Source organism: Streptomyces sp. NPDC088124 (assembly GCF_040685895.1).
In the GTDB taxonomy this organism is placed as follows: Bacteria; Actinomycetota; Actinomycetes; order Streptomycetales; family Streptomycetaceae; genus Streptomyces.
On record NZ_JBFBJB010000005.1, the window covers coordinates 155,175 to 180,026 of the forward strand.

General features: G+C 72.2%; 23 protein-coding genes. 8 read left to right on the forward strand and 15 right to left on the reverse strand.

The annotated features are described in order from the left end of the window. Positions 1-69: 69 nt before the first annotated feature. The 6 genes from AB0P17_RS05915 (at position 70) to AB0P17_RS05940 (ending at position 6,827) form a co-directional block, all read left to right on the forward strand. Complete coding sequence (locus AB0P17_RS05915; RefSeq protein WP_365807934.1) at positions 70-879, forward strand: cupin domain-containing protein; 810 nt, start codon at positions 70-72, stop codon at positions 877-879. Continuing rightward, complete coding sequence (locus tag AB0P17_RS05920) at positions 876-1,901, forward strand: hypothetical protein (protein WP_365807936.1); 1,026 nt, start codon at positions 876-878, stop codon at positions 1,899-1,901. The genes AB0P17_RS05915 and AB0P17_RS05920 overlap by 4 nt, the downstream gene beginning before the upstream one ends. Next, positions 1,898-2,824, forward strand: coding sequence for a hypothetical protein (locus AB0P17_RS05925; protein WP_365807938.1), 927 nt, complete (start codon positions 1,898-1,900; stop codon positions 2,822-2,824). Before AB0P17_RS05920 ends, AB0P17_RS05925 begins: the two co-directional genes overlap by 4 nt. After that, positions 2,821-3,426: a hypothetical protein gene (locus AB0P17_RS05930; RefSeq protein ID WP_365807939.1), complete on the forward strand. Its 606-nt coding sequence runs from the start codon at positions 2,821-2,823 to the stop codon at positions 3,424-3,426. Before AB0P17_RS05925 ends, AB0P17_RS05930 begins: the two co-directional genes overlap by 4 nt. Before the next feature lie 66 nt (positions 3,427-3,492). Continuing rightward, entirely contained in the window at positions 3,493-5,313 is a 1,821-nt protein-coding gene (locus AB0P17_RS05935) for an asparagine synthase-related protein (protein ID WP_365807941.1), read from the forward strand. A gap of 122 nt (positions 5,314-5,435) precedes the next feature. After that, positions 5,436-6,827, forward strand: coding sequence for an aldehyde dehydrogenase family protein (locus AB0P17_RS05940; RefSeq protein ID WP_365807943.1), 1,392 nt, complete (start codon positions 5,436-5,438; stop codon positions 6,825-6,827). Here AB0P17_RS05940 and AB0P17_RS05945 read toward each other — a convergent pair. From AB0P17_RS05945 to AB0P17_RS05975, 7 genes are all read right to left on the reverse strand, one after another. Then, complete coding sequence (locus tag AB0P17_RS05945) at positions 6,814-7,626, reverse strand: 3-keto-5-aminohexanoate cleavage protein (protein ID WP_365807945.1); 813 nt, start codon at positions 7,624-7,626, stop codon at positions 6,814-6,816. The two genes, AB0P17_RS05940 and AB0P17_RS05945, sit on opposite strands and share 14 nt — an antisense overlap. A gap of 95 nt (positions 7,627-7,721) precedes the next feature. Then, entirely contained in the window at positions 7,722-8,414 is a 693-nt protein-coding gene (locus AB0P17_RS05950) for an RraA family protein (protein WP_365807947.1), read from the reverse strand. 7 nt (positions 8,415-8,421) lie between these two features. Further along, the gene (locus AB0P17_RS05955) at positions 8,422-9,210 is read right to left on the reverse strand and encodes a carbon-nitrogen hydrolase family protein (RefSeq protein WP_365807948.1); all 789 of its coding nucleotides are present in this window, start codon (positions 9,208-9,210) and stop codon (positions 8,422-8,424) included. 85 nt (positions 9,211-9,295) lie between these two features. Further along, entirely contained in the window at positions 9,296-10,393 is a 1,098-nt protein-coding gene (locus AB0P17_RS05960) for an ABC transporter ATP-binding protein (RefSeq protein WP_365807951.1), read from the reverse strand. Position 10,394: 1 nt separating this feature from the next. Then, the gene (locus tag AB0P17_RS05965) at positions 10,395-11,489 is read right to left on the reverse strand and encodes a spermidine/putrescine ABC transporter substrate-binding protein (protein WP_365807953.1); all 1,095 of its coding nucleotides are present in this window, start codon (positions 11,487-11,489) and stop codon (positions 10,395-10,397) included. A gap of 53 nt (positions 11,490-11,542) precedes the next feature. Further along, complete coding sequence (locus tag AB0P17_RS05970; RefSeq protein ID WP_365807955.1) at positions 11,543-12,373, reverse strand: ABC transporter permease; 831 nt, start codon at positions 12,371-12,373, stop codon at positions 11,543-11,545. Next, positions 12,370-13,272: an ABC transporter permease gene (locus AB0P17_RS05975; protein ID WP_365807957.1), complete on the reverse strand. Its 903-nt coding sequence runs from the start codon at positions 13,270-13,272 to the stop codon at positions 12,370-12,372. The genes AB0P17_RS05970 and AB0P17_RS05975 overlap by 4 nt, the downstream gene beginning before the upstream one ends. Positions 13,273-13,692: 420 nt before the next feature. On the opposite strand from AB0P17_RS05975, the gene AB0P17_RS05980 reads away from it, so the two are divergent. Continuing rightward, the gene (locus AB0P17_RS05980; protein WP_365807958.1) at positions 13,693-14,178 is read left to right on the forward strand and encodes an Lrp/AsnC family transcriptional regulator; all 486 of its coding nucleotides are present in this window, start codon (positions 13,693-13,695) and stop codon (positions 14,176-14,178) included. On the opposite strand, the gene AB0P17_RS05985 is transcribed toward AB0P17_RS05980, so the two are convergent. From AB0P17_RS05985 to AB0P17_RS05995, 3 genes are all read right to left on the reverse strand, one after another. After that, complete coding sequence (locus tag AB0P17_RS05985) at positions 14,165-14,635, reverse strand: Lrp/AsnC family transcriptional regulator (protein WP_365807960.1); 471 nt, start codon at positions 14,633-14,635, stop codon at positions 14,165-14,167. The two genes, AB0P17_RS05980 and AB0P17_RS05985, sit on opposite strands and share 14 nt — an antisense overlap. A 105-nt stretch (positions 14,636-14,740) precedes the next feature. Continuing rightward, on the reverse strand, positions 14,741-15,373 hold the full coding sequence (locus tag AB0P17_RS05990; protein ID WP_365807961.1) for a TetR family transcriptional regulator: 633 nt from the start codon (positions 15,371-15,373) through the stop codon (positions 14,741-14,743). A 167-nt stretch (positions 15,374-15,540) separates the two neighbouring features. Then, positions 15,541-16,257 carry a hemolysin III family protein gene (locus AB0P17_RS05995; RefSeq protein ID WP_365807963.1) on the reverse strand — a complete coding sequence of 239 codons (717 nt, stop codon included), beginning with the start codon at positions 16,255-16,257 and terminating at the stop codon, positions 15,541-15,543. 376 nt (positions 16,258-16,633) lie between these two features. Between AB0P17_RS05995 and AB0P17_RS06000 the strand changes: the two genes are divergently transcribed. Beyond that, the gene (locus AB0P17_RS06000; protein WP_365808115.1) at positions 16,634-18,496 is read left to right on the forward strand and encodes a phosphoenolpyruvate carboxykinase (GTP); all 1,863 of its coding nucleotides are present in this window, start codon (positions 16,634-16,636) and stop codon (positions 18,494-18,496) included. 139 nt (positions 18,497-18,635) lie between these two features. Here AB0P17_RS06000 and AB0P17_RS06005 read toward each other — a convergent pair whose 3' ends face one another. From AB0P17_RS06005 to AB0P17_RS06025, 5 genes are all read right to left on the reverse strand, one after another. After that, on the reverse strand, positions 18,636-19,097 hold the full coding sequence (locus AB0P17_RS06005) for a hypothetical protein (RefSeq protein WP_365807965.1): 462 nt from the start codon (positions 19,095-19,097) through the stop codon (positions 18,636-18,638). 81 nt (positions 19,098-19,178) lie between these two features. Beyond that, positions 19,179-20,390 carry a pyridoxal phosphate-dependent aminotransferase gene (locus AB0P17_RS06010; protein ID WP_365807967.1) on the reverse strand — a complete coding sequence of 404 codons (1,212 nt, stop codon included), beginning with the start codon at positions 20,388-20,390 and terminating at the stop codon, positions 19,179-19,181. Positions 20,391-20,485: 95 nt separating this feature from the next. Next, the gene (locus tag AB0P17_RS06015; protein WP_365807969.1) at positions 20,486-21,502 is read right to left on the reverse strand and encodes a polysaccharide deacetylase family protein; all 1,017 of its coding nucleotides are present in this window, start codon (positions 21,500-21,502) and stop codon (positions 20,486-20,488) included. Between the two features lie 222 nt (positions 21,503-21,724). After that, on the reverse strand, positions 21,725-23,362 hold the full coding sequence (locus AB0P17_RS06020) for a D-aminoacylase (RefSeq protein WP_365807970.1): 1,638 nt from the start codon (positions 23,360-23,362) through the stop codon (positions 21,725-21,727). Positions 23,363-23,402: 40 nt separating this feature from the next. Continuing rightward, positions 23,403-24,695: an alanine racemase gene (locus tag AB0P17_RS06025; RefSeq protein WP_365807972.1), complete on the reverse strand. Its 1,293-nt coding sequence runs from the start codon at positions 24,693-24,695 to the stop codon at positions 23,403-23,405. Positions 24,696-24,852: the final 157 nt, after the last annotated feature.

Genomic DNA, 24,852 nt, shown 5'->3' on the forward strand with positions numbered 1-24,852 from the left:
ATCAGTTCCGAGTGTTCCCGATCACAGCCCTACGCTGCGATCGTGGTCGGTGACGCAAGGGGGGCGTTGATGTTCGACGGGGATTTCGGGGCCGGGTCCGGTCCCTCCGGGGTGCGGGGGATGGGACGGCTCGCGCGGGGACTTCCGTACGGCGTGGAGGTGTTCCACCTCAGGCCCGACGGCCGGGTGCTCTTCGCGGACCGGGAAGGGGCCCGGGAGCTGGGGCCGAGCGAGGAGTTCCTCCGGTTCATCGACGACGGGCAGTTCGCGCACTACCTCGTCGGGGACGCGAGGACCTCCCCGGAGCGGCCGTCGAACGCGACGTACAAGCTCGGGGTCGTCGGGCCGCGCAGCGCGTTCACCCCGCACGCCCACGGCGGCGAGCACATCGTGCTCAGCCTGGGGCACGCCTCCTGCGGTCTGTACGACCCGGTGCGGCGCCGGGTCACCGAAGTCCGGCTGTTCCCCGGGGCGATGATCCGGATCCCCGAGATGATGCCGCACTCCTTCGCCAACCGGAGCGCGCGGCCGCTCAACATCCTCGCCGCCAACACCGGCTTCGGTATCGACCACGAGGATTACGCGATCACGGCGGACGAGGCGGAGCGGCGCGCCGCCGGGGAGGGCGCGGCGGGAGCGGAGGGCTCCACCGCGGGCCGGGGCCCCACGGACGGCCGGAGCCCCACGGACGGCGGGATCGCCACCGCCGACCGGGTTGCCGCCGCCGGCCGGGTCTCCACCGACTTCGCGATCCTCGCCGCCGCGCTGCGGGACATCGAGCGCGCCCAGCGCCTCGGCGGCATCGGCACCGTCAGCGCGCGCGAGCGGCTGGCCGCCGGGCTGCGGCGGGCCGCGGCCGTGCTGGAGGGGCCCCGATGATCTGCCCGCACTGTGCCCAGAACCTGCTCCAGCGGGAGCGGACGGGCCGTACATGCTCCAAGTGCAACCGGAAGTTCGCGCTGGACCCCAAGACCAACTCGCTGGGGCTGAGCGACGTACGGGTCCGCCGCGTCGCCGCGAAGCTCACCGGCGACGGCCGGACCCCGATCACCGTCAGCCAGCTCTGGTACGCCCTGAGCCGCAGGAAGGCGAAGGACAGCGGGCGGGCCACCGCCATCGGATGCCTGGTCATCGGGGTGCCGGTCAGCATCGCCCTGCTGATCGTCGCCCTGTCCGTCGACGGAGCCGGCCCGCTCGCCGTCTTCGGCTCGCTGTTCCTCATCGTCACCCTCGCCCAGTTCCGCTCCGCCGTGAAGAGCCCCACACGCGTGGTGGAGGCCCACCCGCTCTCCCAGTTCCGCAGCTCGACGATGAGCCTGTGGCTGTCGGTCCACGGCGCCCTCCCGACCGGAGTCGTGGACGAGAGACAGTTCACGCACCCGGCGCCGCCCGCGCGGCCCCGGGCCGTGCTGCTCTGCGCTGACGCGAGCATCGCCGTCTTCCTCGCGGCCAACGAACTCCCCCGGAGGCACGACATAGCCCTCGTCACCCGCGCCGACGAGGTGGCGCCCGGTTCCGCGCCGGTGATCGTCCTGCACGACGCCGACGCGACGGGCTGCCAGCTCGCCGCGCGCACCCGCGCCGCGCTGCCCGGCCGCCGGGTCGTCGACGCCGGGCTGCCGCCGCGCGCCGTCATGAGCGCGCCGGGCGCCCTGCCCGTACGGGGACCCAGGCCGCCGGCCGACGCGCTGGGCCGGCTGCGCGAGAGCCGTACGCTCACCGACGCCGAGCTCCAGTGGCTGGCCAAGGGGTGGACCAGCCCCCTCGGCGCCGTACCGCCCGGCAAGCTGCTCGCCGCCGTCACCCGCGTGATCGAACGCTCCACGGGGGCGAAGGACGCCGACCGGGCGAAGGCCGAGGCCGTCGGATTCCTCACCTGGCCCGGCGAGGCCGCCTCATGACCGCCGACGGGCTTGTCGACCGGGCCGTGGACGCCGTGCTCGACCGCGCCGTGCTCGCCGCCGTCGGCCGCGCGGGCGCACCGGGGCGGATCCGCTTCACCGAGCGGCAGCTCTACTACGAGACGTGCCGCGTGCTGCGTCCCGTGCGCGCCGTTCCGCGCCGGGTTCCGCTCACACCGGCCCCGCCCGTACGGTACGAGCGGTTCGAGGAGGCGCTGCGGAGACAGCAGGCGCGCGGGACGCTCCCCGGGCTGCTGCCGCCGGTGCCCGCCGGAGCGCGGCGGAGCGCGCCGCCGTCCGCCGAGCCGGATCTCCACGACTACGGGCTGCCCCGGCTGCTCGTCTGCGAGAGCCGGTCCGTGGCGCGCATGCTGCTCGCCAACGATGTGCATCTGGAGGCCGCCTGCCCGGTGTTCGCCGCCGACGACCTGCCGCTCGACCCCCGGATGACGGCCGGGCTCGGCCGTGTCGAGGACGCCACCGTGCACGTCCTGCACGACGCGAGCGTGGCGGGCATCGCCCTCACCGCGCGGGTGCGCGCCGCGCTGCGGGACACGGCACCCGGCGCCCGGGTCGCCTCGATGGGGCTGGTCCCCCGGCACGCGGTGGCGCTGCATCTGACCTCCCGGCACGAAGCAGGTCCCGCATCCGGTCAGGGCGACATGGCGGACCGGGACGGGCGGCTCCGCTCCGTGCTGCCGTCCGCCCTCGAAGCGCGCGAGCTGGAGTGGCTCGCGCGCGGACGCTCCGCCGAGGTGGAGTCCGTCCCGCCGGCCCGGCTGCTGCGCACCGTCCTGCGGCTGGTGCGCGGCCCGCGGACCGCCGGGCCCTCCGTGTGGACCGGCCTGCGCGAGCTGCGTACGACAGGCTTCATGACCTGGCCGGCGGGACCGGCCCGGCGACACGAGGACACGAGACGATGATCCGGCCACGCGAAACCCCGTACCGGGACGAACTCCTCGCCGACGGGAGCGTCCACCGCACCTACGAGTCCGGCCGCGAGGAATGGCGGCGCAGGGACGGCGACACCCGTGTGCGGTGGCACGACAACGAGGGCGCCGTCGGCACCGACGAGCTGCTGGGCGAGCGGATCATCAAGCGGCGGTACGCCGACGGCACCGTCACGTACGGCCGGGACATCGGCTACGGCCGTACGGTCTGGGGCCAGGGCGAGTCGGTGATGGTCAACCGGAGCTCGTTCGGCGGCCGCATGGGCCTCGTCCTGGGCGGCGTCGGCCTGGCGGCGCTCACCGTCACCGCCGCGCAGTTCCCGCCCGTCAGCCTCACCCCCGAAGAGGAGGAGGCGCTGCGGCAACAGCAGCAGGCGGCGGCCCAGAGCTCCTCCGGCGCCGAAGCGGGCGGCAGCGGGGGAGGCGGGGGCGGCGGCGACGGAAGCGGCTCCGGGGACGGAAGCGGCTCCGGCGACGGAAGTGACTCCGGTGACTCCGTTGACGGGGACGACTGGAACGCCGGGGACGGCTGGGGCTCCGACGACGGCGGCTGGAGCGACGACGACTTCGGGTGACCGTCGTTCCTCCCGTGAACGACCGACCGGCCGGCAAGAGAGAAGCGAGACGAGAGGAGGGGGACCGTGGCGCGTTTCTGTGCCTGCCTGGCGACGACCCCCGAACGGGCGCGGTCACACCTCGCCTCGATGGGCGCGGCCGTACGGTACGACGCCGGAGCGGTCGGCCCCGGCCCCGGCGCCGCGCTGATCCTCGACGAACCGGGGCACGCCACAGGGCCGTTCACCGCCTGCGGCCGTACCGCCGTGGGGGAGGTCACGCTGCACAACCGGCCCGAGCTGCTGGCCGCGCTCGCCCGCTCCGGCGCGCACGCCCGGCCCGACTGCCCGGACGGGGAGCTGCTGCTGCGCTGCTGGGCGCGGTTCGGGGCGGCCGGGATCCGGCTCGCGGAGGGCATGTTCGCGCTCGCCGTGCACGACGGGGGTGACCTCGTCCTGATCCGCGACCACGTCGGCGCCCGTACCCTCTTCTACGCCCGCGCCGACGACGCCTGGGCCGCGTCCACCTCCCTGCGCGCCCTGCGCCGCTGGCCCGCGCTCGGCACGGGGCTCGAACTGGCCGCCGTACGCTCCTTCCTGACCTTCGCCTACCTCCCCGGCGAGGAGACGCTGCTGCGCGGCGTGCGGGAAGTCCTCCCCGGCCGCTGCCTGCGGCTCGCCGACGACGGGACGGTGGTGGAGGAGCACTACTGGGAGCCCGAGGAGCGGATCGGACAGGGCCTGCGCGAGTGGTACGAGGGCGGCGACGCGCCCCCGGAGGAGTACGCCCTGAAACTGCGCGGCCTGCTGGAGGAGGCGACCGCCCGCCGGCTGCCGGACGCCGAGGCGGTGGCCGTCCTGCTCTCCGGCGGCGTCGACAGCTCACTCGTCACCGCCCTCGCCGCCAAGCTGCACAGCCACCCCGTACACACGTACTCGATCAGTTTCGGCGACGAACTCCCCAACGAGCTGGGCTACTCGGGCCTGGTCGCCACGCACTGCGACACCCGCCACCGGGTGCTCAGCGTCTCCGGCGACGCCGTCGCCGCCCGTCTCGCGGAGGCCGCCGCGCTGCTCGACAGCCCCGTCGGCGATCCGCTGACCGTGCCCAACCTGATGCTCGCCGAAGCGGTCGCGGGCGACGGACTGCGCGTCGTGCTCAACGGGGAGGGCGGCGACCCGGTGTTCGGCGGCCCGAAGAACCTGCCCATGCTGGTGTACGAGATGCACCGCGGCGATGGCACGGGCGGGTTCCCCGGTGACGACGCGGACGCGGCGGACGCGCGCGAGAACGCGTATCTCCGCTCGTACCGCAAGTGCTACACCGACCTGCCCGACCTGCTCACCGCCGACGCGCTGGAGGCACTGGAGACGCTGCCGCGCCCGGAGCGGTTCATCACCCCGTATCTGCGCCCGGAGGCCAGGGACGGCCGGATGGACCACCTCCTCAACCAGCTCCTCCACTGCAACCTGCGCACCAAGGGCGCCCACCACATCCTCACCAAGGTCGAACGGCTCACCGCCTCCCAGGCGATCCAGGGCCGCTCCCCGCTCTTCGACCGCCGCGTGATCGACCAGGCGTTCGCCACCCCGCCCCGCTGGAAGCTCAACGGCGCCGTCGAGAAGTGGGTGCTCAAGGAGGCCGTACGGGACCTGCTGCCCGGCACGGTCGTGGACCGGCCCAAGAGCGGCATGCGCGTACCGGTGCAGCAGTGGCTCCGCGGCCCGCTGCGCGAACTGGCGGGCGATCTGCTGCTCGGCAGGGAGGCACGGGCCAGGGGGCTCTTCCGGCCGTCCACGGTACGCACCTGGATGAAGGGCGAGGGCGCGCTGCTGCCCCGGCAGGGCGGCAAGCTGTGGCTCGTGCTCACGCTGGAGCTGTGGCTGCGCGCGTACGACGTGACGTGACCCCCGACGGAGACACACGGAGACACACGGAGACACTTCAAAGACGAACACACTCCGACGACGAACACGCTTCGAAGGCAAAGACACTCCGAAGACGGAGACACCGAGAACACGGAGACACTGTGAAGACCGACGCCGATCCCCGCACGGTGCCGTTGACGGACCCCCGGACCGGCCGGGTCCGGGGCAGCTCGACGGCCGGCCGCGCGTCGCAGGTCGCCGAGGCCGTCGCGGCGGCCCGCCGGGCCCTCGCGGGCTGGCGGGCGCTGACCCCGAGGGAGCGTTCCCGGCGGCTCGACCGCCTCGCCGGACTGATCGAGGAACACGCGGCCGCGTACATCGCCGCGGAGCGGGCCGGCACGGGCAAGCCCGCGCACGAGGCCGCCGGCGAGGTGGAGAACGCGGCGGACCTCTTCCGCTTCTACGCCTGGGCGGCCCGCACCCGGTCCGCACCGGCGGCGGGCGGCTTCGTCGCGGGCCACGAGAGCTGGGTCCGCTGGGAACCGCTCGGCGTCGTCGGCGTCGTCGTTCCCTGGAACTACCCGCTGATGATGGCCACATGGCGGTGCGCGCCCGCCCTCGCCGCCGGGAACACGGTCGTGACGAAGCCGGCCGAGACGACGCCCGACTCGCTGCTCCTCCTCGCCGAGCACGCGCGGGAGGCGCTGGGCGAGGCCGTCGCCCAGACCCTCCCCGGCGACCGGGAGACGGGGCGGCTGCTGGTGGCTTCCGCCGGGGTCGACGCGATCGCCTTCACCGGGAGCGCGGCGGCGGGCGCCGATGTGACGGCGCGCGCCGGGACGAAGCGGATCAGCCTGGAACTCGGCGGCAACAGCCCGGTCCTCGTCCTGCCCGACGCCCCCGAGGACACCTGGACGGAGCTGGCGCGGGCCACGACATACAACGCGGGGCAGTCCTGCGCCGTACCCGCCCGGGTGATCACCCTGCGCGAGAACCACGAATCGGCGCTCTCCCGGCTCACGGCGGCGATGCGGGAGCGCGCGGCGGGCCGGGACTTCGGGCCGCTCAACAACGCCGACCAGGCGGCGCGTTACGACCGGATCGTCGGCGCCTCGGCCGCGAAGGCGACCGCGGAGGGCGAGCTGGCGCTCGGGGCGGACGAACAGGGCGGCTTCTGGCGTCCGGCCCGCGTCCTCGCCGAACTGCCCGACGACGACCCGGCCGTGCTGGACGAGGTGTTCGGACCGCTGCTGACGGTGCAGGCGGCCGACGGCGTCGAGGAGGCCCTGGCCCTGGCGAACGGGGTGCCGCAGGCGCTGGCCGCGAGCGTCTGGACCCGGGACCTGGAGACGGGCCTCGCCCTCGCCGGACGGCTGGACGCGGGCGAGGCCTGGCTCAACTGCCATCTCGTCCAGACGGCGGAACTCCCGCACGGCGGCCGGGGCACCTCCGGGCACGGTACGGACCTGAGCACGCTGGCCCTGCACGAGTACCAGCGGCCGAAGACGGTCACGGCCCGGATCCGGCAGCCGGGGGCCGTCAGGCCGGACTGACCTCCCCCGCCCGCTCCTCGGACGCTCCCGTCCCTGCCCCCGCCTCCGACTCCGCCCCCGCCCGCGCCGGGGACGCCGGCTGTTCCGGGGCCAGCGCGCGGGCGGCCGCGACCAGCGCCCGGTTGTCGGGGGCCGTGGTGCCGTCGGGCAGTTCCAGGCCGTCCTCGAAGCCGATACGGGCCTGCCGGCCGTCGGCCAGGGCGGCGCGGAGCACCGGCCAGACGGTCGCCTCCTCGCCGTGGTAAAGGATCGGGCAGGTGACACCGGCGGCCAGCACGGCGTCGGCCATCGCCCTGGCGTGGGCGACCGCGGTGTCCGGGTCCTCGTCCATGGGCTCGATCAGGATCCGTACGTTCCGGTGCAGCGTCGGCGAGGCGAGCAGCGCCGGGACGTCGTCCAGGCTCCAGACCGCGCTCTCCAGTTCCATGCCGCGCGCCACGACGAGCGCGGCCGTCTCGGCGGCACCCTCCTCACCGAACGCGACGGAGGCGAAGTCCGGCAGTACGTCCCACGCCTCGACCAGCGCGTAACGCTCCTCCGGTCCCGAGCAGGTCCACAGCCCGGTGGTCGTGCCGACCACCGCGCCGGGGGCCATGGCGCGGACCGCGCGCAGCACCTCCGCGAGGGCGTCGGGGCGGATGGTCTGGCCGCCGGCTTCGTCCCGTACATGGAGATGGACGACATCCGCGCCGGCGGCGGTCACCGCGAGGACATCGGCGGCGAGTTCGGCGGGCGTGAGGGGGACCGCGGGATGCTCGGTCCTGAGCCGTCCACCGTTGACGGCGGCTTTGAGGAACACAGGGGGTCCTTCCGGGGTGTGGGGGAGCAGGATGCCCCGAAGCGGGGTTGGTGTGAAAGGGAGTTGAAGGGGGAGATGGAGGTGATCCGGCCGGATCAGGCTGGTGCGGACGCCGCCGCGACGGCCGCCTCGACGGATGCCGTCGCGCCGGTGAGCGTGCCGAGCGGACTGCCCCGCCGGACCTCCGCCACCAGCGCCGGTTCCTCCGCGTCGTCCGCGAGCGCCTCGTCCACCACGGCGGCCAGCCGCCGCGCCGGGGCGATCAGCAGCCCGTTCTCGTCGCCGAGGACGAGATCGCCCGCCCGTACGGAGACGCCGCCGCAGCTGACGGGCGTGTTGAGGCCGCCGTCCGCGATCCCGTGCAGCTTGGTGGTGAGCATCGACAGGCCGTACGCGTACACGGGCAGCCCGACCGCGCGCAGCGCGCCGATATCCGTACAGACCCCGTCCACCACCGCACCCGCCGCGCCGCGCGCGGCGAGGGCGTTGGCGACGACCTCGCCGAAGGGCGCGTGTCTGCGGTCGCCGCCGCAGTCGACGACGACCACGTCGCCCGGCCGGACCAGGCCCGCGGCGTGGTGCAGCATCGTCGAGTCGGTGGCGGTGATCCGTACGGTCACGGCCCGGCCGAGGAGTCTGCGCTCACCGGCGATCCGGTGCAGACGAGGATCGCAGAAGCCCTCCTCCAAGTAGTGGCCGAGCGTGGGGAAGTCGACCCGTTCCAGCCGCGCGAGGAGTGCGGCGTCGGCGGGGCCGGGGGCGGGAAGGTCGTGCAGGGTGATGGGCACGGCGGAGTCACCTCGGTCCGATGATGATGCGGCGGTTGCGGAGTACGGGCAGCACGGTGCGGGCGGTGTCGATCCGGTCCTTGTCGACGTCCACCACGAAGAGGGCCCGGCTCTCCTCGCCGAGCGCCGCCCTGACCACGCCGAGCGGGTCGACGGCCATGCTCATGCCGATGCAGGCGGGGGTGGTGAGCGAGGAGGCCACGACCCAGCAGGTGTTCTCGATGGCCCGGCCGCGCAGCAGCGTCGTCCAGTGGTCCTCCTTGAGCGGCCCGCGCACCCAGGCGGCCGATACGGAGAGCAGGTCGGCGCCCATCTCCACCAGGGACCGGGTGAACTCGGGGAAGCGCAGGTCGTAGCAGTTGACCAGGCCGACGTTGAAGTCCCCGATCCGGACGACGCACGGCCCGTTCTCGCCGCGCTGGACCTCGCGGGACTCCTTGTAGTCGAACGCGTCGTAGAGATGCATCTTCCGGTACTGCCCGAGCACGGCCCCGTCGGAGTCCACGGCCACGAGGGTGTTGTACGGCAGGGAGGCGCCGCTGTCCTCGTAGCCGCCGGCGATGACGGCGACGGAGTGCGCGGCGGCGGTACGGGTCAGCGCCTCCCGGAAGCCGGCCCAGTGCGCCACGGCGGACTCGCGCAGGGACGGGGTGGCCTCCGAGGGGATCATGGACTCCTCGGGGAAGACGACGAGCCGGGCGCCCGAGGCGGCGGCCTCGCGGGTCATCTCCTCGATGACCGCGAGGTTGCCGGGCACGTCGGCTGTCGGGGCGAACTGCGCTACGGCGACCTTCACGGCCGTATCTCCTTGCTGTGCGGGCTGTGCGGGCTGTGCGGGCTGTGCGGGCGGTGGTGGCTCTGGTGGGTGATCCGCGAGACGTTCATTCGGCGAGCACCCGGGAGCGTTCCGCGTCCCAGCCCACCCAGACCCGTTCGCCGACGGAGAGCCCGCCGCGGTCCGCGCCGCCGGACTCCGCCAGCAGCTCGCCGCCGTCGGCGAGCGTGAGGTGGTGGCGCGTGGCGCTGCCCAGGTAGACCGTCTGCTGGAGCGTCGCGGGAAGCGCGACACCCCGGCCGTCCGGAACGCGCGGCAGCTCCTCCTCCGTACGGGCGACCGAGACGTTCTCCGGCCGCACCGCGAGGTGCGCCGACGTCCCCTCGGGCAGTGTGTGCGCCGGCACCCGCAGGGCGCCGAGCCCGGCCACCACCAGCTCCGCCGCGGCCAGCCGGCCGGTGAGGAAGGTGGACGTACCGATGAAGTCGGCGACGAAGCGGGTCGCGGGGCGCTCGTAGACCGCCTCCGGGGTGTCGACCTGGAGCACCCGTCCACCGTCCATCACCGCGATGCGGTCCGACATGGTGAGTGCTTCCTCCTGGTCGTGCGTGACCGTCACGAAGGTGACGCCGACCTCGCGTTGCAGCTTCTTCAGTTCGAGCTGCATCTCCGCGCGCAGCTTCTGGTCGAGCGCGCCGAGCGGTTCGTCGAGCAGCAGCAGCGAGGGGCGCCCGATGAGCGCGCGGGCGATCGCCACGCGCTGCTTCTGGCCGCCGGAGAGCTGGGCGATCGCCCGGTCGCCGTACCCCTCCAGCCTGACCAGTGCCAGCGCCTCGTCGACGGCGGCGCGGATCCCGCCGCGGGGGCGGCCGCGTACCTTCAGTTCGAAGGCGACGTTCTCGTACACACTGAGATGCGGAAAGAGCGCGTAGCTCTGGAAGAGCATGTTGAGGTCCCGCTTGTGCGGCGGAACGCCGGTGGCCGGCGCGCCGCCCAGCTCGATCGTGCCCTCGCTGGGCGTCTCGAAGCCGGTGATCATCCGCATCAGGGTGGTCTTGCCGCAGCCGGACGGGCCGAGGATCGAGAAGAACTCGTTGGCCCGGATGTCCAGCGTGACGTCCCGGACGGCGTACGCCGTGCCGAATGCCTTGCCGATGCCCCTCAGCCGTACGGCGGGAGTGTTCACTGTCGTGTCAGCTGTCATGTCAGGACGCCTTGATCTTCGTCCAGCCCTGCTGGAAGTACTGCATGGCCGTGCCGGGGTCGAGGAGGAAGTCCGACGTGGCGATGGCCGAGTCGGGGGCGTAGACGGCAGGGTTCTTCAGGGCCGCCTTGTTCTTGATGTGCGCGCGGGCGGCCTGGTTGGTGCTGGCCGACGAACCGTCGTCGGTCGCGAGCGCCGCCACCTCGGGGCGCAGCAGGTAGTTGATGAACTTGTACGCGGACGTGGTGTTCTTGGCGCCCCGGGGGACCGCCAGCCCGTCGGTCCAGATGGAACCGCCCTCGGACGGGATCACGTAGTGGACGCGGGGGTTGGACTGCACGACCTTCGCCATGGCCGTACCGCTCCACGCCTCGGCGGCACAGGCCTGGCCGGTGGAGAGGAGCTGCGCGTAGTTGGTCGAGTTGTACCCCGCCAGGATCTTCTTCTGCTTCTGCAGGGTGTCCGTGGCCTTGGCGATCTGGTCCTTGTCGGTGCTGGTCGCGCGGTAGCCGCTGACCTGGAGGCCGGCGATGTAGGAGGCCAGCATGTTGTCGAGCATGTAGAGCTTGCCCTTGTACTTCGGGTCGAAGAGCGTCTTCCAGCTCGTCGCCGACTTGACGCAGGTGTCGTTGTACGCGAAGCCGGTGGTGCCCCAGATCCACGGGACGCTGTACTCGTTGCCCTGGTCGTAGGACGGGTTGCGGAACTTCGGCGCCAGATTGTCCAGGCCCTCGATCTTCGAGTGGTCGAGCTTCTGGATGAGCTGCTGTCCGATGAGCTGCTGGACGGTGTACTGGCTCGGCTCGACCAGGTCGTACGCGGAGGCGCCGGAGCTGAGCTTGGCGGTCATCGTCTCGTTGCTGTCGAAGGTGTCGACGGTGACCTTGATCCCCGTCTCCTTCTCGAATCCCTTGACCACACTGTCCGGGATCTCCCCGGCCCAGGCGTAGATGCTGAGGGTCTTGCCGCCACCGGAGGAGGACCCGGTGCCGGAGCCGCCGGAGTCACCGGAGCCCCCGCAGGCGGTGGCGAGGAGCGCGGTGGTGGTGACGACGGCCGTGGTCAGGAGGGTTCGGGAGACGGTGCTTCTGCGCATGACGAGACCTTTCGTGCTTACGGCTACGGCTACGGCTACGGCTATGGCTATGGCTATGGCTTGCGGCTTGCGGACGGGACCGGGTCGCCGCCCAGCAGGACGCGGCGCATCTGGCGGAGCCCGACGCCGAGGATGATCAGGAAGGTGAAGAGGACGAGCAGGGTGCCCAGCGCGTTGATCTCGGGAGTGAGACCGACCTTGAGCAGGGAGTAGACGCGCAGCGGGAGTGTGGTGCTGCCGACGCCGTTGGTGAAGGTCGACATCACGATGTTGCCGAACGAGATGGTGAAGCAGAGCAGCCACGCGGCCACCAGCGCCTGCCGCAGCAGTGGCAGCGTCACCCGCCGGAAGCTCTCCCAGGCGTTGCAGCCGAGGTCCGTCGCCGCCTCGGTCAGCGAGGGGTCCAGGGCGCCGTGCGCGCCGAGGATGATCAGCGCCGCGTACGGCAGGGTCACCACGAGGTGGCCCAGCACCAGGGTGGTGAGGCCGAGATCGGCGTGGAGAGTGCCGAAGACCGAGAGCAGGGCGACGCCGAGCACGATCTCCGGGATGACCAGCGGCAGGAACAGCCCGCCCCCGAACACCGCGCGGAGCCGGGGCCGCAGCCGGGCCATCCCCATCGCGGCGAGCAGGCCGCAGAGCGTGGCCAGGGTCGCCGAGACGAGGGCGACCTCGGCGCTGACCCCCAGGGCGTCCAGCAGCTCGGTGTCCCGGGCCAGCACCCCGTACCAACGCGTCGTGAAACCGGCCCACTTGTAGGTGATGTCCGAGTCGTTGAAGGACAGGACGACCACGACCACGATCGGCACGTAGAGGAAGGCGATGACGGCGCGCGCCACCCAGGCGGCGGCGGAGTCCATCCGGTGCGTCGTGCGCTGCTTCATGCGGTCTTCCTCCTGAGCCGCCGGGCGGCCGTGCCGAACACCGTGAGGGAGACGAGCATCAGCACCAGCAGCACGACGGAGGCGGCGGCGCCCATCGGCTGGTTACGGAACTCGGTGTAGAGCGTCACGATGAGATTGCCGACCAGCTGGTTCTTGCCGCCGCCCAGCAGGACGGGGATGACGAAGACCCCCAGGGTCGGGATGAAGGTCAGCAGCGCCGCCGCGAGCATCCCGGGACGGGCGATGGGCAGCAGCACCTTCGTGTGCACCCGCCACCAGCCGCAGCCGAGATCCCGGGCGGCCTCGCCGAGCGACGGGTCGACCCCGCGCAGCGAGGCGTAGACCGGGAAGATCGCCGTGGGCAGGAAGGCGTAGACGAGACCGATGAACGAGGCTCCCTGGCTGGGGATCCATCCGGTGGCGCCGTCGGTGAGCCCGAGCGCGTCGGTGAGGCTGTTGACCGGACCGCCGGGGCTGAGCAGATTGATCCAGGCGAAGGTGCGCACCAGGAAGTCGGTCCAGAAGGGCACGATGATCAGCAGGAGCAGCAGCAACTGCCGCTGCGGCGGTCGGCTCACCAGGTAGTACGAGACGACGTAGCCGAGCAGCAGACAGACCGCCATGTTGAGGCCGGCCATGCCCAGGCTGTAGCCGAACACCTTGAGGTAGACCGGGTCGAAGAGGCTCCGGTAGTTCGCGAGGGTGAAACCGCCCTGGATGCCGCCGTACCGGTCGGGCGCGGCGAAGCTGTCGCGCACCACCAGCAGCAGCGGGACGAGCACCAGCCCCGCGACGGTCAGCCCCGCGGGCGCCAGCAGCGCCGTGGTGAGCAGCCCCCGGCGGGCCCGGGTGCCGACGGGCCGGTCGCCCGCCGTCGCGGCGGGCGGTGGTGCGGTCATACGGTGACCTCCAGAGGCGAAAGGCGAAGGCGGAAGGCAGAGGAGCGCAAGGCAGGGCGGCGCAAGGGCGATGCGAGGCAAGGCGAGGCAAGGCAGGAGGTGCACGGCGGGGTGGTGCACGGCAGGTGACCGGTGTGCTCCGGGTGACGGGCGTTCCGGGTGGGGAACAGCTTCCGGCGGACCGGCCCCGCTGAACAGGTGAAATGTCAGCGGATCCCGTGGAATGAACCCCCGGTTTCCGCGAATTTCGCAGCGCGCGGTCCACCGTGACCGATCCGAAACGACGCGGCAACGCGAGCGGGGCGATGATGGACGGACGGCCGGATGAACGGACGGATGAACGGACGGATGAGCGGGACGGCCCCGCGAGCCGACGAGTGGGGCACGGGAGCCGAGCGGCAGTTGAGGAGCTGAGGTCCGATGATCGACGACCTGGACCGGCAGATCATCGATCAGCTACGCGTCGACGGGCGCCGCTCCTTCGGTGAGATCGGCCGCTCGATCGGGCTGTCCGAGGCATCCGTACGGGCCCGCTTCGGGCGGCTGCGACGCATGAACGTGCTCCAGGTCGTCGGCATGACCGACTCGGTGAAGGTCGGCGAGATCGAGGTCCATCTCGCCGTGAAGGTGCACCACATGCCCGTCGCGCTGGTGGCCCGCGAGCTGTCCCGGATGCCGGAGGTCCGTTACGTCGCCTCGTGTGTCGGCCCGTACGACCTGATCACGGACGTACGCTGCCAGGACCTCGGCCATCTCGCCGAGCTGCTCACCGAACGCGTCCGGCGCGTGAACGGAGTCGCCCACGCCGAGGCGCTCACCGTGCTGGAGGTCATCAAGGACAGCTACCTGTGGGCGGGCTTCCGCGAGCTGCCCGCCGGGCCGGGCGAACGGATCATTCCGCGGTGACGCCCTGCCCCACCGCGCTGGCCAGCCCGTCCCACGAGTAGTCCTTGAACAGCTCCAGCAACAGCAGGACCTGGACCTCGGACACCCCGGGCAGCATGCGGATGTCGTCCAGGAGCTGGACGAGCTGCGCCTGGTCCCGGCAGGTCCCCTCCAGGAAGATGTCCTGGCTGCCGGCGCAGAGCGCGACATGGTTGATCATCGGCAGGTCCGCCAGGCTCTTCGCCACCGCGCGGGGTGTCAGGTCCCGCACCCGGATCATCAGCCGCACCGACTGGTGGCCGAGGGTGAGCGGGTCGGAGAGCGCCACGATGCGCAGCGTCCCGCTCTCCTGGAGCCGGGCGACCCGCTGACGTACCGTCGCCTCCGAGGTGCCCAGCTCGCGGGCGACCGTGGTGTACGGCGTGCGGCCGTTGCGGGTGAGGATCCGCATGATCCCGCGGTCGAGATCGTCGATCATGGTCCTGCCTCCCACTCCTGCTCGCAGCGTACCTCCAGGCCCCGGCGGAGGCGCGGGCCGTCTCCGCCGGAGCCTTGGAGGCTCGGGGGCTCGGGGCTCGGAGGCTCAGAGGCGCAGGCCGCCCGCGAGGCGGTCGAGGGCCCGGTGGACCAGCGCCACCAGGTCGTCGCGGCAGCCGTGCTCACCCCAGTGGAGGGTGACCTCGCACAGCGCGCCGAGCACGGTGGCGATGAGGATCCGCAGGTCGAGGTCGTCGGGGTCCCGGCCGGTGCGCTCGGCGAGGACATCGGCGAGGAGCCTCGACGTCACCGACATGGTCTCGCTCATCCGGGCCCGGACGGCGGGCACCTCGACCAGTAGCCGCGTCCGCTCGACCAGTTCCGCGGACTCGTGGGCCAGGGACTTCGCCAGTGCCTCCGCCAGCACGGCGCGGAGCGACTCCAGCGGGGACTCGCCGGCCGGCCGGGCCCGCAGGGACGTCGCGATCACCGGGTCGTACGCGTCGGCGAGGACGATGTCCTCCTTGGTGGGGAAGTAGCGGAAGACGGTGGAGGGCGAGACCTCGGACGCCTCCGCGATCTGCTCGACGGTCGTCGCCTCGTACCCCTGCTCGGTGATCAGCCGGTAGGTGGTCCGGCGGATCGTGACGCGCGTTCTGAGCTTCTTCCGCTCACGGAGGGGGAGCCGGGAGAGCTGTTCTTCGAGGGGGGTGTGGGGGGTGGCGGCCATGGTGCTCATTGTCGTGCATCCGCCGCCACCCGGACCCCGGCCGGAACCCGGGCGGGACCCGGGCGGGAGCCCGGCCGGAGCCTCCACGGGAGACGGCGAGAGGAGACGGCGAGAGAAGGCGGGAGACAACGAGAGAACGGCGTCCGCGGACCATGTCCGGGACGCCGTGACGGAGTTCAGGAGTGCTGCGAGGCGACCAGGGAGATGCCCACGAAGTGCACGACGAACGCGGCCAGGGTGAAGGAGTGGAAGACCTCGTGGAATCCGAACCACCGGGGTGACGGGTTCGGCCGCTTCAGCCCGTAGATCACACCGCCCGCGCTGTACAGCAGCCCGCCGACGACGACGAGGACGAGGACCGCGATCCCGCCCGTCCGCAGGAAGTCCGGCAGGAAGAAGACGGCCGCCCACCCCATCGCGATGTAGCACGGGGTGTAGAGCCAGCGCGGGGCCCCGACCCAGAAGACCCGGAAGGCGATGCCCGCCGCGGCGGCCGCCCAGACCGCCCACAGCAGGGTCCGGCCCGTCGAGTCCGGCAGCAGCAGCATCGTCAGCGGGGTGTACGTGCCCGCGATGATCAGGAAGATGTTGGCGTGGTCGAGCCGGCGCAGCACGGCCTCGCCGCGCGGTCCCCACTCGCCGCGGTGGTACACCGCGCTGACGCCGAAGAGCAGACAGGCCGTCAGGACGTAGATCGCGCAGGCGATCCGGGCCCGGGTGGAGCCGCTCAGAGCGATCAGGGCCACGCCCGCGACCAGCACGGCCGGGAACATTCCCGCGTGCAGCCAGCCGCGCAGTTTCGGCTTGACCGGATTCAGCGACGACAGGATCTCGGCCGGCCCCCCTTCGCTCTGCGGGGGGTGCGCGGGCGGATCGGACGCAGCAGGAGTCATGGACTCATGCTACCTACGCCTCCGTAAGTTACGGCCCGGTACAAGCCTCTCCCCGCTGTGAGTTGCGACGCGGCCGCCCCGGGCCGCCCCACCCTTCCCGCCGCACACGCATGTGCGTGAAGGTGCCGTTCCGGTGGCATCCGCGCGCCCTCCATGTGTCCCCCCGGTGCTCCCGGAGTGGCGATGCTCACGTGGGCGGCCCTCTGGACATATGGGCGGATGGGTCGGATGATCAAATGAGTGCGGTCGGCACCGGATGAGCGGCTACGAAGCATCCGGGTCGGAGCCCCCAAGGGGCAAACATCATCAAACCCCTCAAAAAGGAGCGATCGTGGCGCGCGACAACGCGGCTCCCAGCACCTCCGGCACCACAGGCATCACAGGCACGACGGGTAATACCGGCACGACGGGCAGCGCCGGCACCTCCGGAGCGGTCCCCACCGGTCACCGGGGACTGATCTCCTGGGTGGACGAGATCGCCGCCCTCACCCAGCCGGACAGCGTGGTCTGGTGCGACGGGTCCGAGAGCGAGTACGAGCGCCTGTGCGGGGAGCTCGTCGCCAAGGGCACGTTCCGGAAACTCGACCCGGCCAAGCGGCCCAACTCGTACTACGCCGCCTCGGACCCCTCCGACGTGGCGCGCGTCGAGGACCGGACCTTCATCTGCTCCGAGAAGGAGGAGGACGCGGGCCCGACCAACCACTGGAAGGCCCCCGCCGAGATGCGGGAGATCTTCACCGGCGAGAACGGCGTCTTCCGCGGCTCGATGCGCGGCCGGACGATGTACGTCGTCCCGTTCTGCATGGGCCCCCTCGGCTCGCCGCTCTCCGCGATCGGCGTCGAGATCACCGACTCCGCCTACGTCGCGGCCTCCATGCGCACCATGACCCGCATGGGACAGCCCGTCCTCGACGAACTGGGCTCGGACGGCTTCTTCGTCAAGGCCGTCCACACCCTCGGCGCCCCGCTCGCCGAGGGCGAGGCCGACGTGCCGTGGCCCTGCAACTCCACCAAGTACATCTCGCACTTCCCGGAGTCCCGCGAGATCTGGTCATACGGCTCCGGCTACGGCGGCAACGCCCTGCTCGGCAAGAAGTGCTACGCCCTGCGCATCGCGTCCGTCATGGCGCGCGACGAGGGCTGGCTCGCCGAGCACATGCTGATCCTCAAGCTGACGCCGCCCCAGGGGGAGGCCAAGTACGTCGCGGCGGCGTTCCCCTCCGCCTGCGGCAAGACCAACCTCGCCATGCTGGAGCCCACCATCTCCGGCTGGACCGTCGAGACCATCGGCGACGACATCGCGTGGATGCGGTTCGGTGAGGACGGCCAGCTGTACGCGATCAACCCCGAGGCGGGCTTCTTCGGCGTCGCGCCCGGCACCGGCGAGCACACCAACGCCAACGCCATGAAGACCATGTGGGGCAACTCGGTCTTCACCAATGTCGCGCTCACCGACGACGGCGACGTCTGGTGGGAGGGCATGACCGAGGAGCCGCCCGCGCACCTCACCGACTGGAAGGGCAACGACTGGACCCCGGAGTCCGGCACGCCCGCCGCCCACCCCAACGCCCGCTTCACCGTCCCCGCCGGACAGTGCCCCATCATCGCGCCCGAGTGGGAGGACCCCAAGGGGGTCCCGATCTCGGCCATCCTCTTCGGCGGCCGTCGCGCCTCCGCCGTGCCGCTGGTCACCGAGTCCTTCGACTGGCAGCACGGCGTCTTCCTCGGAGCCAATGTCGCCTCCGAGAAGACGGCGGCCGCCGAAGGCAAGGTCGGTGAACTGCGCCGCGACCCGTTCGCCATGCTGCCGTTCTGCGGCTACAACATGGGCGACTACATGGGCCACTGGGTCAAGGTGGGCCAGGACGCCGTGCGCGAGAACGGCGGGTCGAAGCTGCCGAAGATCTACTACGTCAACTGGTTCCGCAAGGACGACAAGGGCTCGTTCGTCTGGCCCGGCTTCGGCGAGAACAGCCGCGTCCTGAAGTGGATCGTGGAGCGCCTGGACGGCACGGCGGAGGGCGTCGAGACCCCGATCGGCGTGCTCCCGACCAAGGAGTCCCTCGACACCGACGGCCTCGCGCTCTCGGAGGCGGAGCTGGACTTCCTGCTCTCGGTCGACAAGGACGTCTGGCGTGAGGAGGCGGCCCTCGTCCCCGAGCACCTCAACACCTTCGGCGACCATACGCCGAAGGAACTGTGGGACGAGTACCACGCGCTGGTCGAGCGCCTGGGCTGACTCTCTGGGCGGGGCGTTCCGACGCCCCTCGCAGACGCCTGGCCTGCAGAGGTCTGACGTGTAGACGTCCGACCTGTAGACGCCTGACCGGAGGGTGGCACCCGGTCCGCGCGCCTCCGCGGTCCGCGGGCCGGGGCCGTCAGTGGGCGCCGACGAGGCGCTGTTCCGGGCTCTTGTGGCCCGGACGGTTCCGGTCAGGGAGGTGGTTCTGGTCCGGGCCGCTCCGGTCGGGGAGCGGTTCGGCCAGAGCCGCCGTGTGCGCGTCCATCCGTTCGGCGGAGAGGATCGCCGCGGCCGTGTCGGCACGTGATGCCGCGACGACCAGGGCACGGCCCGCGAGCGCGAGCGCCCGGCGGTGCAGCGCGGCCGGGTCGGCGCCGCTCAGCCCGGCGTGCCGGGCCGGCGGGGCGCCGCGCAGTCTGCCGATCTGCCCGGCGATGGCCTCCGCTGCCTCGTCGAGCCCCAGCTCGTCGGTGACCGCGAGGAGCGCGGAGAGATGGCCGGAGAGCTGGATCTTCAGCTCGTCCTCGCGGCTGCGGTGCGGGAAGTCGACGTCGTCGGAGGTCGCGTGGACCGACTTCGTACGGATGGGCTCGTACATGGGACGGCCTCCTTGCGTGGTCAGGAGACCATCCTACCTTGGAATCAGTCTAAAGTTGAGTGCGATCCGGTACTGGTGGGCTCAGTGCTGTGCGTAGCCGTCCAGGAACGTCCCGATCCGCGTGACCGCGTCCGTCAGGTCCTGGGCCGCCGGCAGCGTGACGATCCGGAAGTGGTCCGGCTCCGGCCAGTTGAACCCCGTACCGTGCACGACCATGATCTTCTCGGCCCGCAGCAGGTCGAGCGCCATCTGCCGGTCGTCCTTGATCTTGAAGACCTTCGGGTCGAGCCGGGGGAAGAGATACAGCGCGCCCTTGGGCTTCACGCAGGTCACGCCGGGGATTTGGGTGAGCAGGTCGTACGCCGCGTTCCGCTGCTCCAGGATCCGGCCGCCCGGCAGGACCAGGTCCTCGATCGACTGCCGGCCGTTCAGCGCGGTGGCCACCGCGTGCTGCGAGGGCATGTTGGCGCACAGCCGCATGTTGGCCAGGATCGTCAGCCCCTCGATGTACGACGAGGCGTGCGCCTTGGGGCCGCAGACCGCCAGCCAGCCGGAGCGGAACCCGGCCACCCGGTAGTTCTTCGACAGTCCGTTGAACGTGAGCGTCAGCAGATCGGGCGCGACCGCCGCGGTCGGGGTGTGCGTCGCGCCGTCGTACAGGATCCGGTCGTAGATCTCGTCGGAGCAGACGACCAGGTTGTGGCGGCGGGCGATCTCCGTGAGCGAGCCGAGCATCGCGTCGTCGTACACGGCACCCGTCGGATTGTTCGGGTTGATGATCACGATCGCCTTCGTCCGATCGGTGATCTTCCGCTCGATGTCCGCGAGGTCCGGCATCCAGTCGGCCTGCTCGTCGCAGCGGTAGTGCACGGCCGTGCCGCCCGCGAGCGAGACCGACGCGGTCCACAGCGGGTAGTCGGGGGCCGGTACGAGCACCTCGTCGCCGTCGTCCAGCAGCGCCTGCATCGACATCTGGATCAGCTCGGAGACGCCGTTGCCGAGGTAGATGTCCTCGACGCCCAGCTCGATGCCCTTGGTCTGGTAGTGCTGCATGACCGCGCGGCGGGCGGACAGCAGCCCCTTCGCGTCGCCGTAGCCGTGCGCCCCGCCCAGGTTCCTGAGCATGTCCTCCAGGATCTCGGGCGGGCACTCGAAGCCGAAGGCGGCGGGGTTGCCGGTGTTGAGCTTGAGGATGCGGTGGCCCGCCGCCTCCAGCCGCATCGCCTCGTCGAGGACCGGCCCCCGGATCTCGTAACAGACGTTGGCGAGCTTCGTCGACTGGATGACCTGCATGTCCGCCACCTTACGGCCGCGTAACGGAGCCCGCGTGGTGTTCTTCCCCACGTTGCTCCACTGGGGCGTATGCCTCGTACGTACGTGCGGGGTGTTCACCGCTCCGGGAAGCCGAAGGCGTACCCCTGCCCGCGCAGCCATGGCAGCAGTCGCTTCAGCGCGTGCGCCGTCTGCGAGCGGTCGCCCCCGCCGTCGTGGAAGAGCAGCGTCGGGCCGTTGCCCAGTTCGCCCTTCACCGTACGCAGGATCGCCCCGGAGCCCGGCTGTTCGAAGTCCTTCGAGTCCACGTTCCAGCCCAGCGGCCGCATCCCCGCGCTCGCCGCGATCTGTCGGCTGTACGGGGTGAAGGCGCCCCCGGGGGCCCGGTAGTACAGCGGCTTCACCCCGCCGGACGCGCGCTCGATCTGCCGGGCGGCGTCAAGGATCTGCTCCTTCTGGTACGCGCGCGACCTGTGGTCCATTCCGGTGTCGTGCGTCACGGAGTGATCGCACAGCCGGTGCCCCTCGGCCACCACCCGCCGGACCAGACCGGGGTGCGCGGCGGCCTGCGGGCCGACCATGCAGAAGGTCGCCCGTGCCTCGTTCTGCCGGAGGATCGCGAGGATCCGCGGCGTCCAGACGGGGTCGGGACCGTCGTCGATGGTGAGACCGACGGCCTTGCCACCGCCCTCCACGGCATGGGCGATGTCCATGCTGACCTGGGGCGGCGGCAGTTTCGGGTCCGGCTTCGAGGTCTGCGCGGGCGGTGCGGGCGGTGCGGGCGGTGCGGGCGGTGCGGGCGGTGCGGGTAGGCGCTCCCCGCGCCGGTCCCGGGCGCTGTCGCGTCCGCCGTCCCGTGCGTCCGGCCTGTCCCGCCCGTCGGGGTCCCGTCCGCCGTTCCGTCCGTCGTTCCGTCCGTCGTCGGGCGGGGACGGCGGGGACGGTACGGGTGAGGCGATCCGGGGGCGCGGCACCGCGGCCTTCGCGTCGCCGCCGTCGGCCGTCTGCTCGCCGCACCCGGTGAGCAGCGCGGCCCCGGCCAGCGCGAGCGCCACCGTCAGCAGCCGCGCGGCCGTCGGCCGCGCGCCTCCACGGGCGCCCCCGCCCCTGCGGGCCGTACCCGTGCGCCCCATGGTCCCCACCGCTTTCGCCTCTGCTCACCCGGTCACCGTGTCCGGGAGGTGTCCGGGAGGAGAGACGAGTGAAAGGCCGGTGAGGATCCGTTTCCGGTGGCCCGGTCACAAGTTTGTGTGAAGCGGCTCGCCCGCCCGTTCCCACCGGGCGCGTCCGTACGCACGCGCCGCACCGGCCGCGTCCGTACCCACTCACCGGCCGGGTCACCGGCCGCGGCCGGGTCACCGGCCGCGCCGGAGCGACCTCCCGGCCAGGACATCCGTACGGCGCCCGTCCTCGATCACGAACCGGCCGTCGATCAGGACGTACGGGATCCCCACCGGCAGGGTGCGCGGCTTCTCGAAGGTCGATCCCGCCGCCACCGTGTCCGGGTCGAAGAGCACCAGATCGGCGCGGTGGCCCACCCTGACCAGCCCCCGGTCCCGCAGCCCCAGCCGGGCCGCCGGGCGCGCGGTGAGATGGGCCACGCACTCCTCCAGCGAGAGGATGCCCAGGTCACGCGCGTACCGGCCGAGATAGTTCGGGAACGTGCCGTACGCGCGCGGATGCGGCTTGGCGCCCTGGAGGATGCCGTCGCTGCCGCCCGTGTGGACCCGGTGGCGCATGATCGCGCGGACGTTCTCCTCGTGCCCGACGTGCTGGAGGATCGTCGGGCCGAGCCGGTCCTCGATCAGCAGCCGGCGCGCCGTGGTCCACGGCGCCTCGCCCGCCCGGGCCGCCGACTCCGCGACCGTCCTGCCGACGTGGTGGGAGAGCTCCGGGTCCGTGACCCCCGAGATCTCGATGGTGTCCCACTCGATGGGCACACCGTGGCAGCCGTCCGCGCCGACCTCCTCCAGTACGTACCGGATCCGCTCGGCGCACTCCTCGTCCCGCAGCCGCTCCAGGACCGCGCCGGGCCCGCCCTCGCTCGCCCAACTGGGCAGCATCGCCACGAGCGTGGTGCACCCCGGCGTGTACGGATACGTGTCCAGCGAGATGTCCGCGCCCGCGTCCAGCGCCCGGTCGAGCAAGGTGAGCAGTTCGGGCGCCTTCCCCTTGTTCACCCCGAAGTTCATGGTGGCGTGCGCGAGATGGAGCGAGCAGCCGGCCCGCCGGGTGAGCGCCACCATCTCCTCGTACGCGCGCAGCGCCCCGGCCCCGTACGAACGGTGGTGCGGGCAGTAATAGCCGCCGTACCGCGCCACCACCCGGCACAGCTCGGTCAGTTCGGCGTCGTCCGCGTACATCCCGGGTGTGTACGTCAGTCCGGACGACATCCCGAAGGCGCCCTGCTCCAGCGACTCGGCCACCAGCCGCCGCATCGCGGCGAGTTCGCCCTCCGTCGCGGGGCGGTCGTCCCAGCCGACCGCGTGGGCGCGGACCGTGCCCTGCGGGACGAGATAGGCGGCGTTGACGGCGATGCCGCCACCGTCGAAGCCCCGGCCCTCGAAGGCGTGGTCGAGCCGGTCGAGGTACTCGCCGACGGTGCGCCAGTCGAGGTCGAGGTCGGAGCCGTCACCGTTCCAGCCGGCGATCGCCTGCCGGACCCCGGCGAGGGTGGCGTCGTCCACGGGGGCGTACGACAGGCCGTCCTGGCCGATGACTTCGAGGGTCACGCCTTGCGCGGCCTTGGCGGAGTGGTCGGGGTCGCGCAGCAGCGCGAGATCGCTGTGCGCGTGCATGTCGATGAAGCCGGGCGAGAGGGCGAGCCCGGCGGCGTCCAGGACCCGCGCCCCGGTCGGGCGCGGCGTCCGGGGGCCGCCGTCGGACGCGCGCCGGATGCCGGTGATACGGCCCGCGTCGACGGTGACGTCCGCGCGGTACGAAGCGCCGCCCGTGCCGTCGATGACGCGCGCGTCGCGAATGACGAGATCCATGCCACCCTCCCTGCCCTGCCAGTACCTGGTGAGTACGTACTCAGAAGTAGGTGCGGACGAAGTCCGTGACCGTGCCGTCCGCCTCCACCAGCGGGATGAGCTGCCACTTGTCGAACGACGTGCACGGATGCGACAGCCCCATCCCGACCCAGTCCCCGACCTCCAGCGCCGCCCCGGGCGCGGTGGTGAGCCAGCCGTGCTGGTCGGACAGGCCCGTGACCGTGATCCCGGCCGCCGGGCGGATCTCGCCGGTGCGGCCGTCCCGTACGACCTGTGCCTCCGGCAGGTCCAGGTCGTACGCCGCGTCCCGCTTGCCCGCGTTGACGAACGCCTGCGCGGTGGAGGGGCGGGAGACCACCTGCGCCCAGAGCCGGAACGCGGGCTGGAGGGCGCCCTCCCCGGTGACCCGGTTGAAGGGGGTGATCCGGCGGTAGTGGCCGTCGTCGTGCGAGATGTACGCGCCGGAGCGCAGCAGCTTGCACACGGGGCGGGTGAGCGCCGGGATGTCCGCGAAGACATCCGCCACCGCGTCGAACCAGGCGCTGCCGCCCGCGCTGATCACGATCTCCTCCGCGGCGGCAAAGCGGCCCGCCCCGTCGAAGTCGGCCGCCAGCGCCACGAGCCGGCGGAGCCAGTCGCGTACGGTGCCGTCGTCGGCGCCGGGGACCTCGCCCTCGTAACCGGCGACCCCCGTCAGCCGCAGGGTCGGGGCGCCGGCCACCGCGTCCGCCACCGCGGCGCACTCCGCCTCCGTACGGGCCCCGGTCCGGGCACCTTCGCCGGCGCCCAGCTCCACCACGACCTCCACCGGGCGGCGCGCGCCGGCGGCCCGCAGCGCCTCGTCCATCAGCTCGACGCCGCGCACGGAGTCCACGTAGCAGACGAAACGGAAGCCGGGGTCCCGGTCCAGCTCGGCGGCGAGCCAGCGCAGCGCGGCGGCGTCGACCAGTTCGTTGGCGAGGAAGATCCGCCGGATGCCGAAGGCGCGGTAGACCCGGGCCTGGTGGGGGACGGCGGCGGTGATGCCCCAGGCGCCCCGGTCGAGCTGGCGCGCGAAGAGCTGGGGGGCCATCGACGTCTTGCCGTGCGGGGCGAAGGCGAGGCCGTGGCGCTCGGCGTATGTCTCCAGGAGGGCGAGGTTGTGCTCGACCGACTCGGCGGACAGCGCGAGCACGGGGGTGGTGAAGCCGCCGGTGAAGAGGGAGCGGCGCTCGGCGGCGAGCGCGCCGACGGTCAGCCCCTCGGCGTCCGGCGGGAGGCCCTTGAAGCGGTGGTCGACGTACTCGGAGCCGGTGTCGTACGAGGCGTCCGCGTCGTACCCGTCGGTGGCCATGGGCAGTGCCTCCCGTATCGTCGTTGCGCCATGTGCAACGTCCATTGCGTATGTCGCTCAGGGTTGTCTAACATCCGGGCAGACAACGGGTCAACGGGACAATGCTGCCCCGATCGACGCCATCAACCCCTCGCGTAACCCCTTACGACCCACGCAC

Coding starts and splice junctions, on each gene's coding strand:
- AB0P17_RS05970 (WP_365807955.1), bottom strand. CDS start 12,373: ATGAAGCAGCGCACGACGCACCGGATGGACTCCGCCGCCGCCTGGGTG.
- AB0P17_RS05960 (WP_365807951.1), bottom strand. CDS start 10,393: ATGACAGCTGACACGACAGTGAACACTCCCGCCGTACGGCTGAGGGGC.
- AB0P17_RS05965 (WP_365807953.1), bottom strand. CDS start 11,489: ATGCGCAGAAGCACCGTCTCCCGAACCCTCCTGACCACGGCCGTCGTC.
- AB0P17_RS05990 (WP_365807961.1), bottom strand. CDS start 15,373: ATGAGCACCATGGCCGCCACCCCCCACACCCCCCTCGAAGAACAGCTC.
- AB0P17_RS05995 (WP_365807963.1), bottom strand. CDS start 16,257: ATGACTCCTGCTGCGTCCGATCCGCCCGCGCACCCCCCGCAGAGCGAA.
- AB0P17_RS06015 (WP_365807969.1), bottom strand. CDS start 21,502: ATGGGGCGCACGGGTACGGCCCGCAGGGGCGGGGGCGCCCGTGGAGGC.
- AB0P17_RS05930 (WP_365807939.1), top strand. CDS start 2,821: ATGATCCGGCCACGCGAAACCCCGTACCGGGACGAACTCCTCGCCGAC.
- AB0P17_RS06010 (WP_365807967.1), bottom strand. CDS start 20,390: ATGCAGGTCATCCAGTCGACGAAGCTCGCCAACGTCTGTTACGAGATC.
- AB0P17_RS05925 (WP_365807938.1), top strand. CDS start 1,898: ATGACCGCCGACGGGCTTGTCGACCGGGCCGTGGACGCCGTGCTCGAC.
- AB0P17_RS05915 (WP_365807934.1), top strand. CDS start 70: ATGTTCGACGGGGATTTCGGGGCCGGGTCCGGTCCCTCCGGGGTGCGG.
- AB0P17_RS06005 (WP_365807965.1), bottom strand. CDS start 19,097: ATGTACGAGCCCATCCGTACGAAGTCGGTCCACGCGACCTCCGACGAC.
- AB0P17_RS06025 (WP_365807972.1), bottom strand. CDS start 24,695: ATGGCCACCGACGGGTACGACGCGGACGCCTCGTACGACACCGGCTCC.
- AB0P17_RS05980 (WP_365807958.1), top strand. CDS start 13,693: ATGATCGACGACCTGGACCGGCAGATCATCGATCAGCTACGCGTCGAC.
- AB0P17_RS05920 (WP_365807936.1), top strand. CDS start 876: ATGATCTGCCCGCACTGTGCCCAGAACCTGCTCCAGCGGGAGCGGACG.
- AB0P17_RS06020 (WP_365807970.1), bottom strand. CDS start 23,362: ATGGATCTCGTCATTCGCGACGCGCGCGTCATCGACGGCACGGGCGGC.
- AB0P17_RS05985 (WP_365807960.1), bottom strand. CDS start 14,635: ATGATCGACGATCTCGACCGCGGGATCATGCGGATCCTCACCCGCAAC.
- AB0P17_RS05975 (WP_365807957.1), bottom strand. CDS start 13,272: ATGACCGCACCACCGCCCGCCGCGACGGCGGGCGACCGGCCCGTCGGC.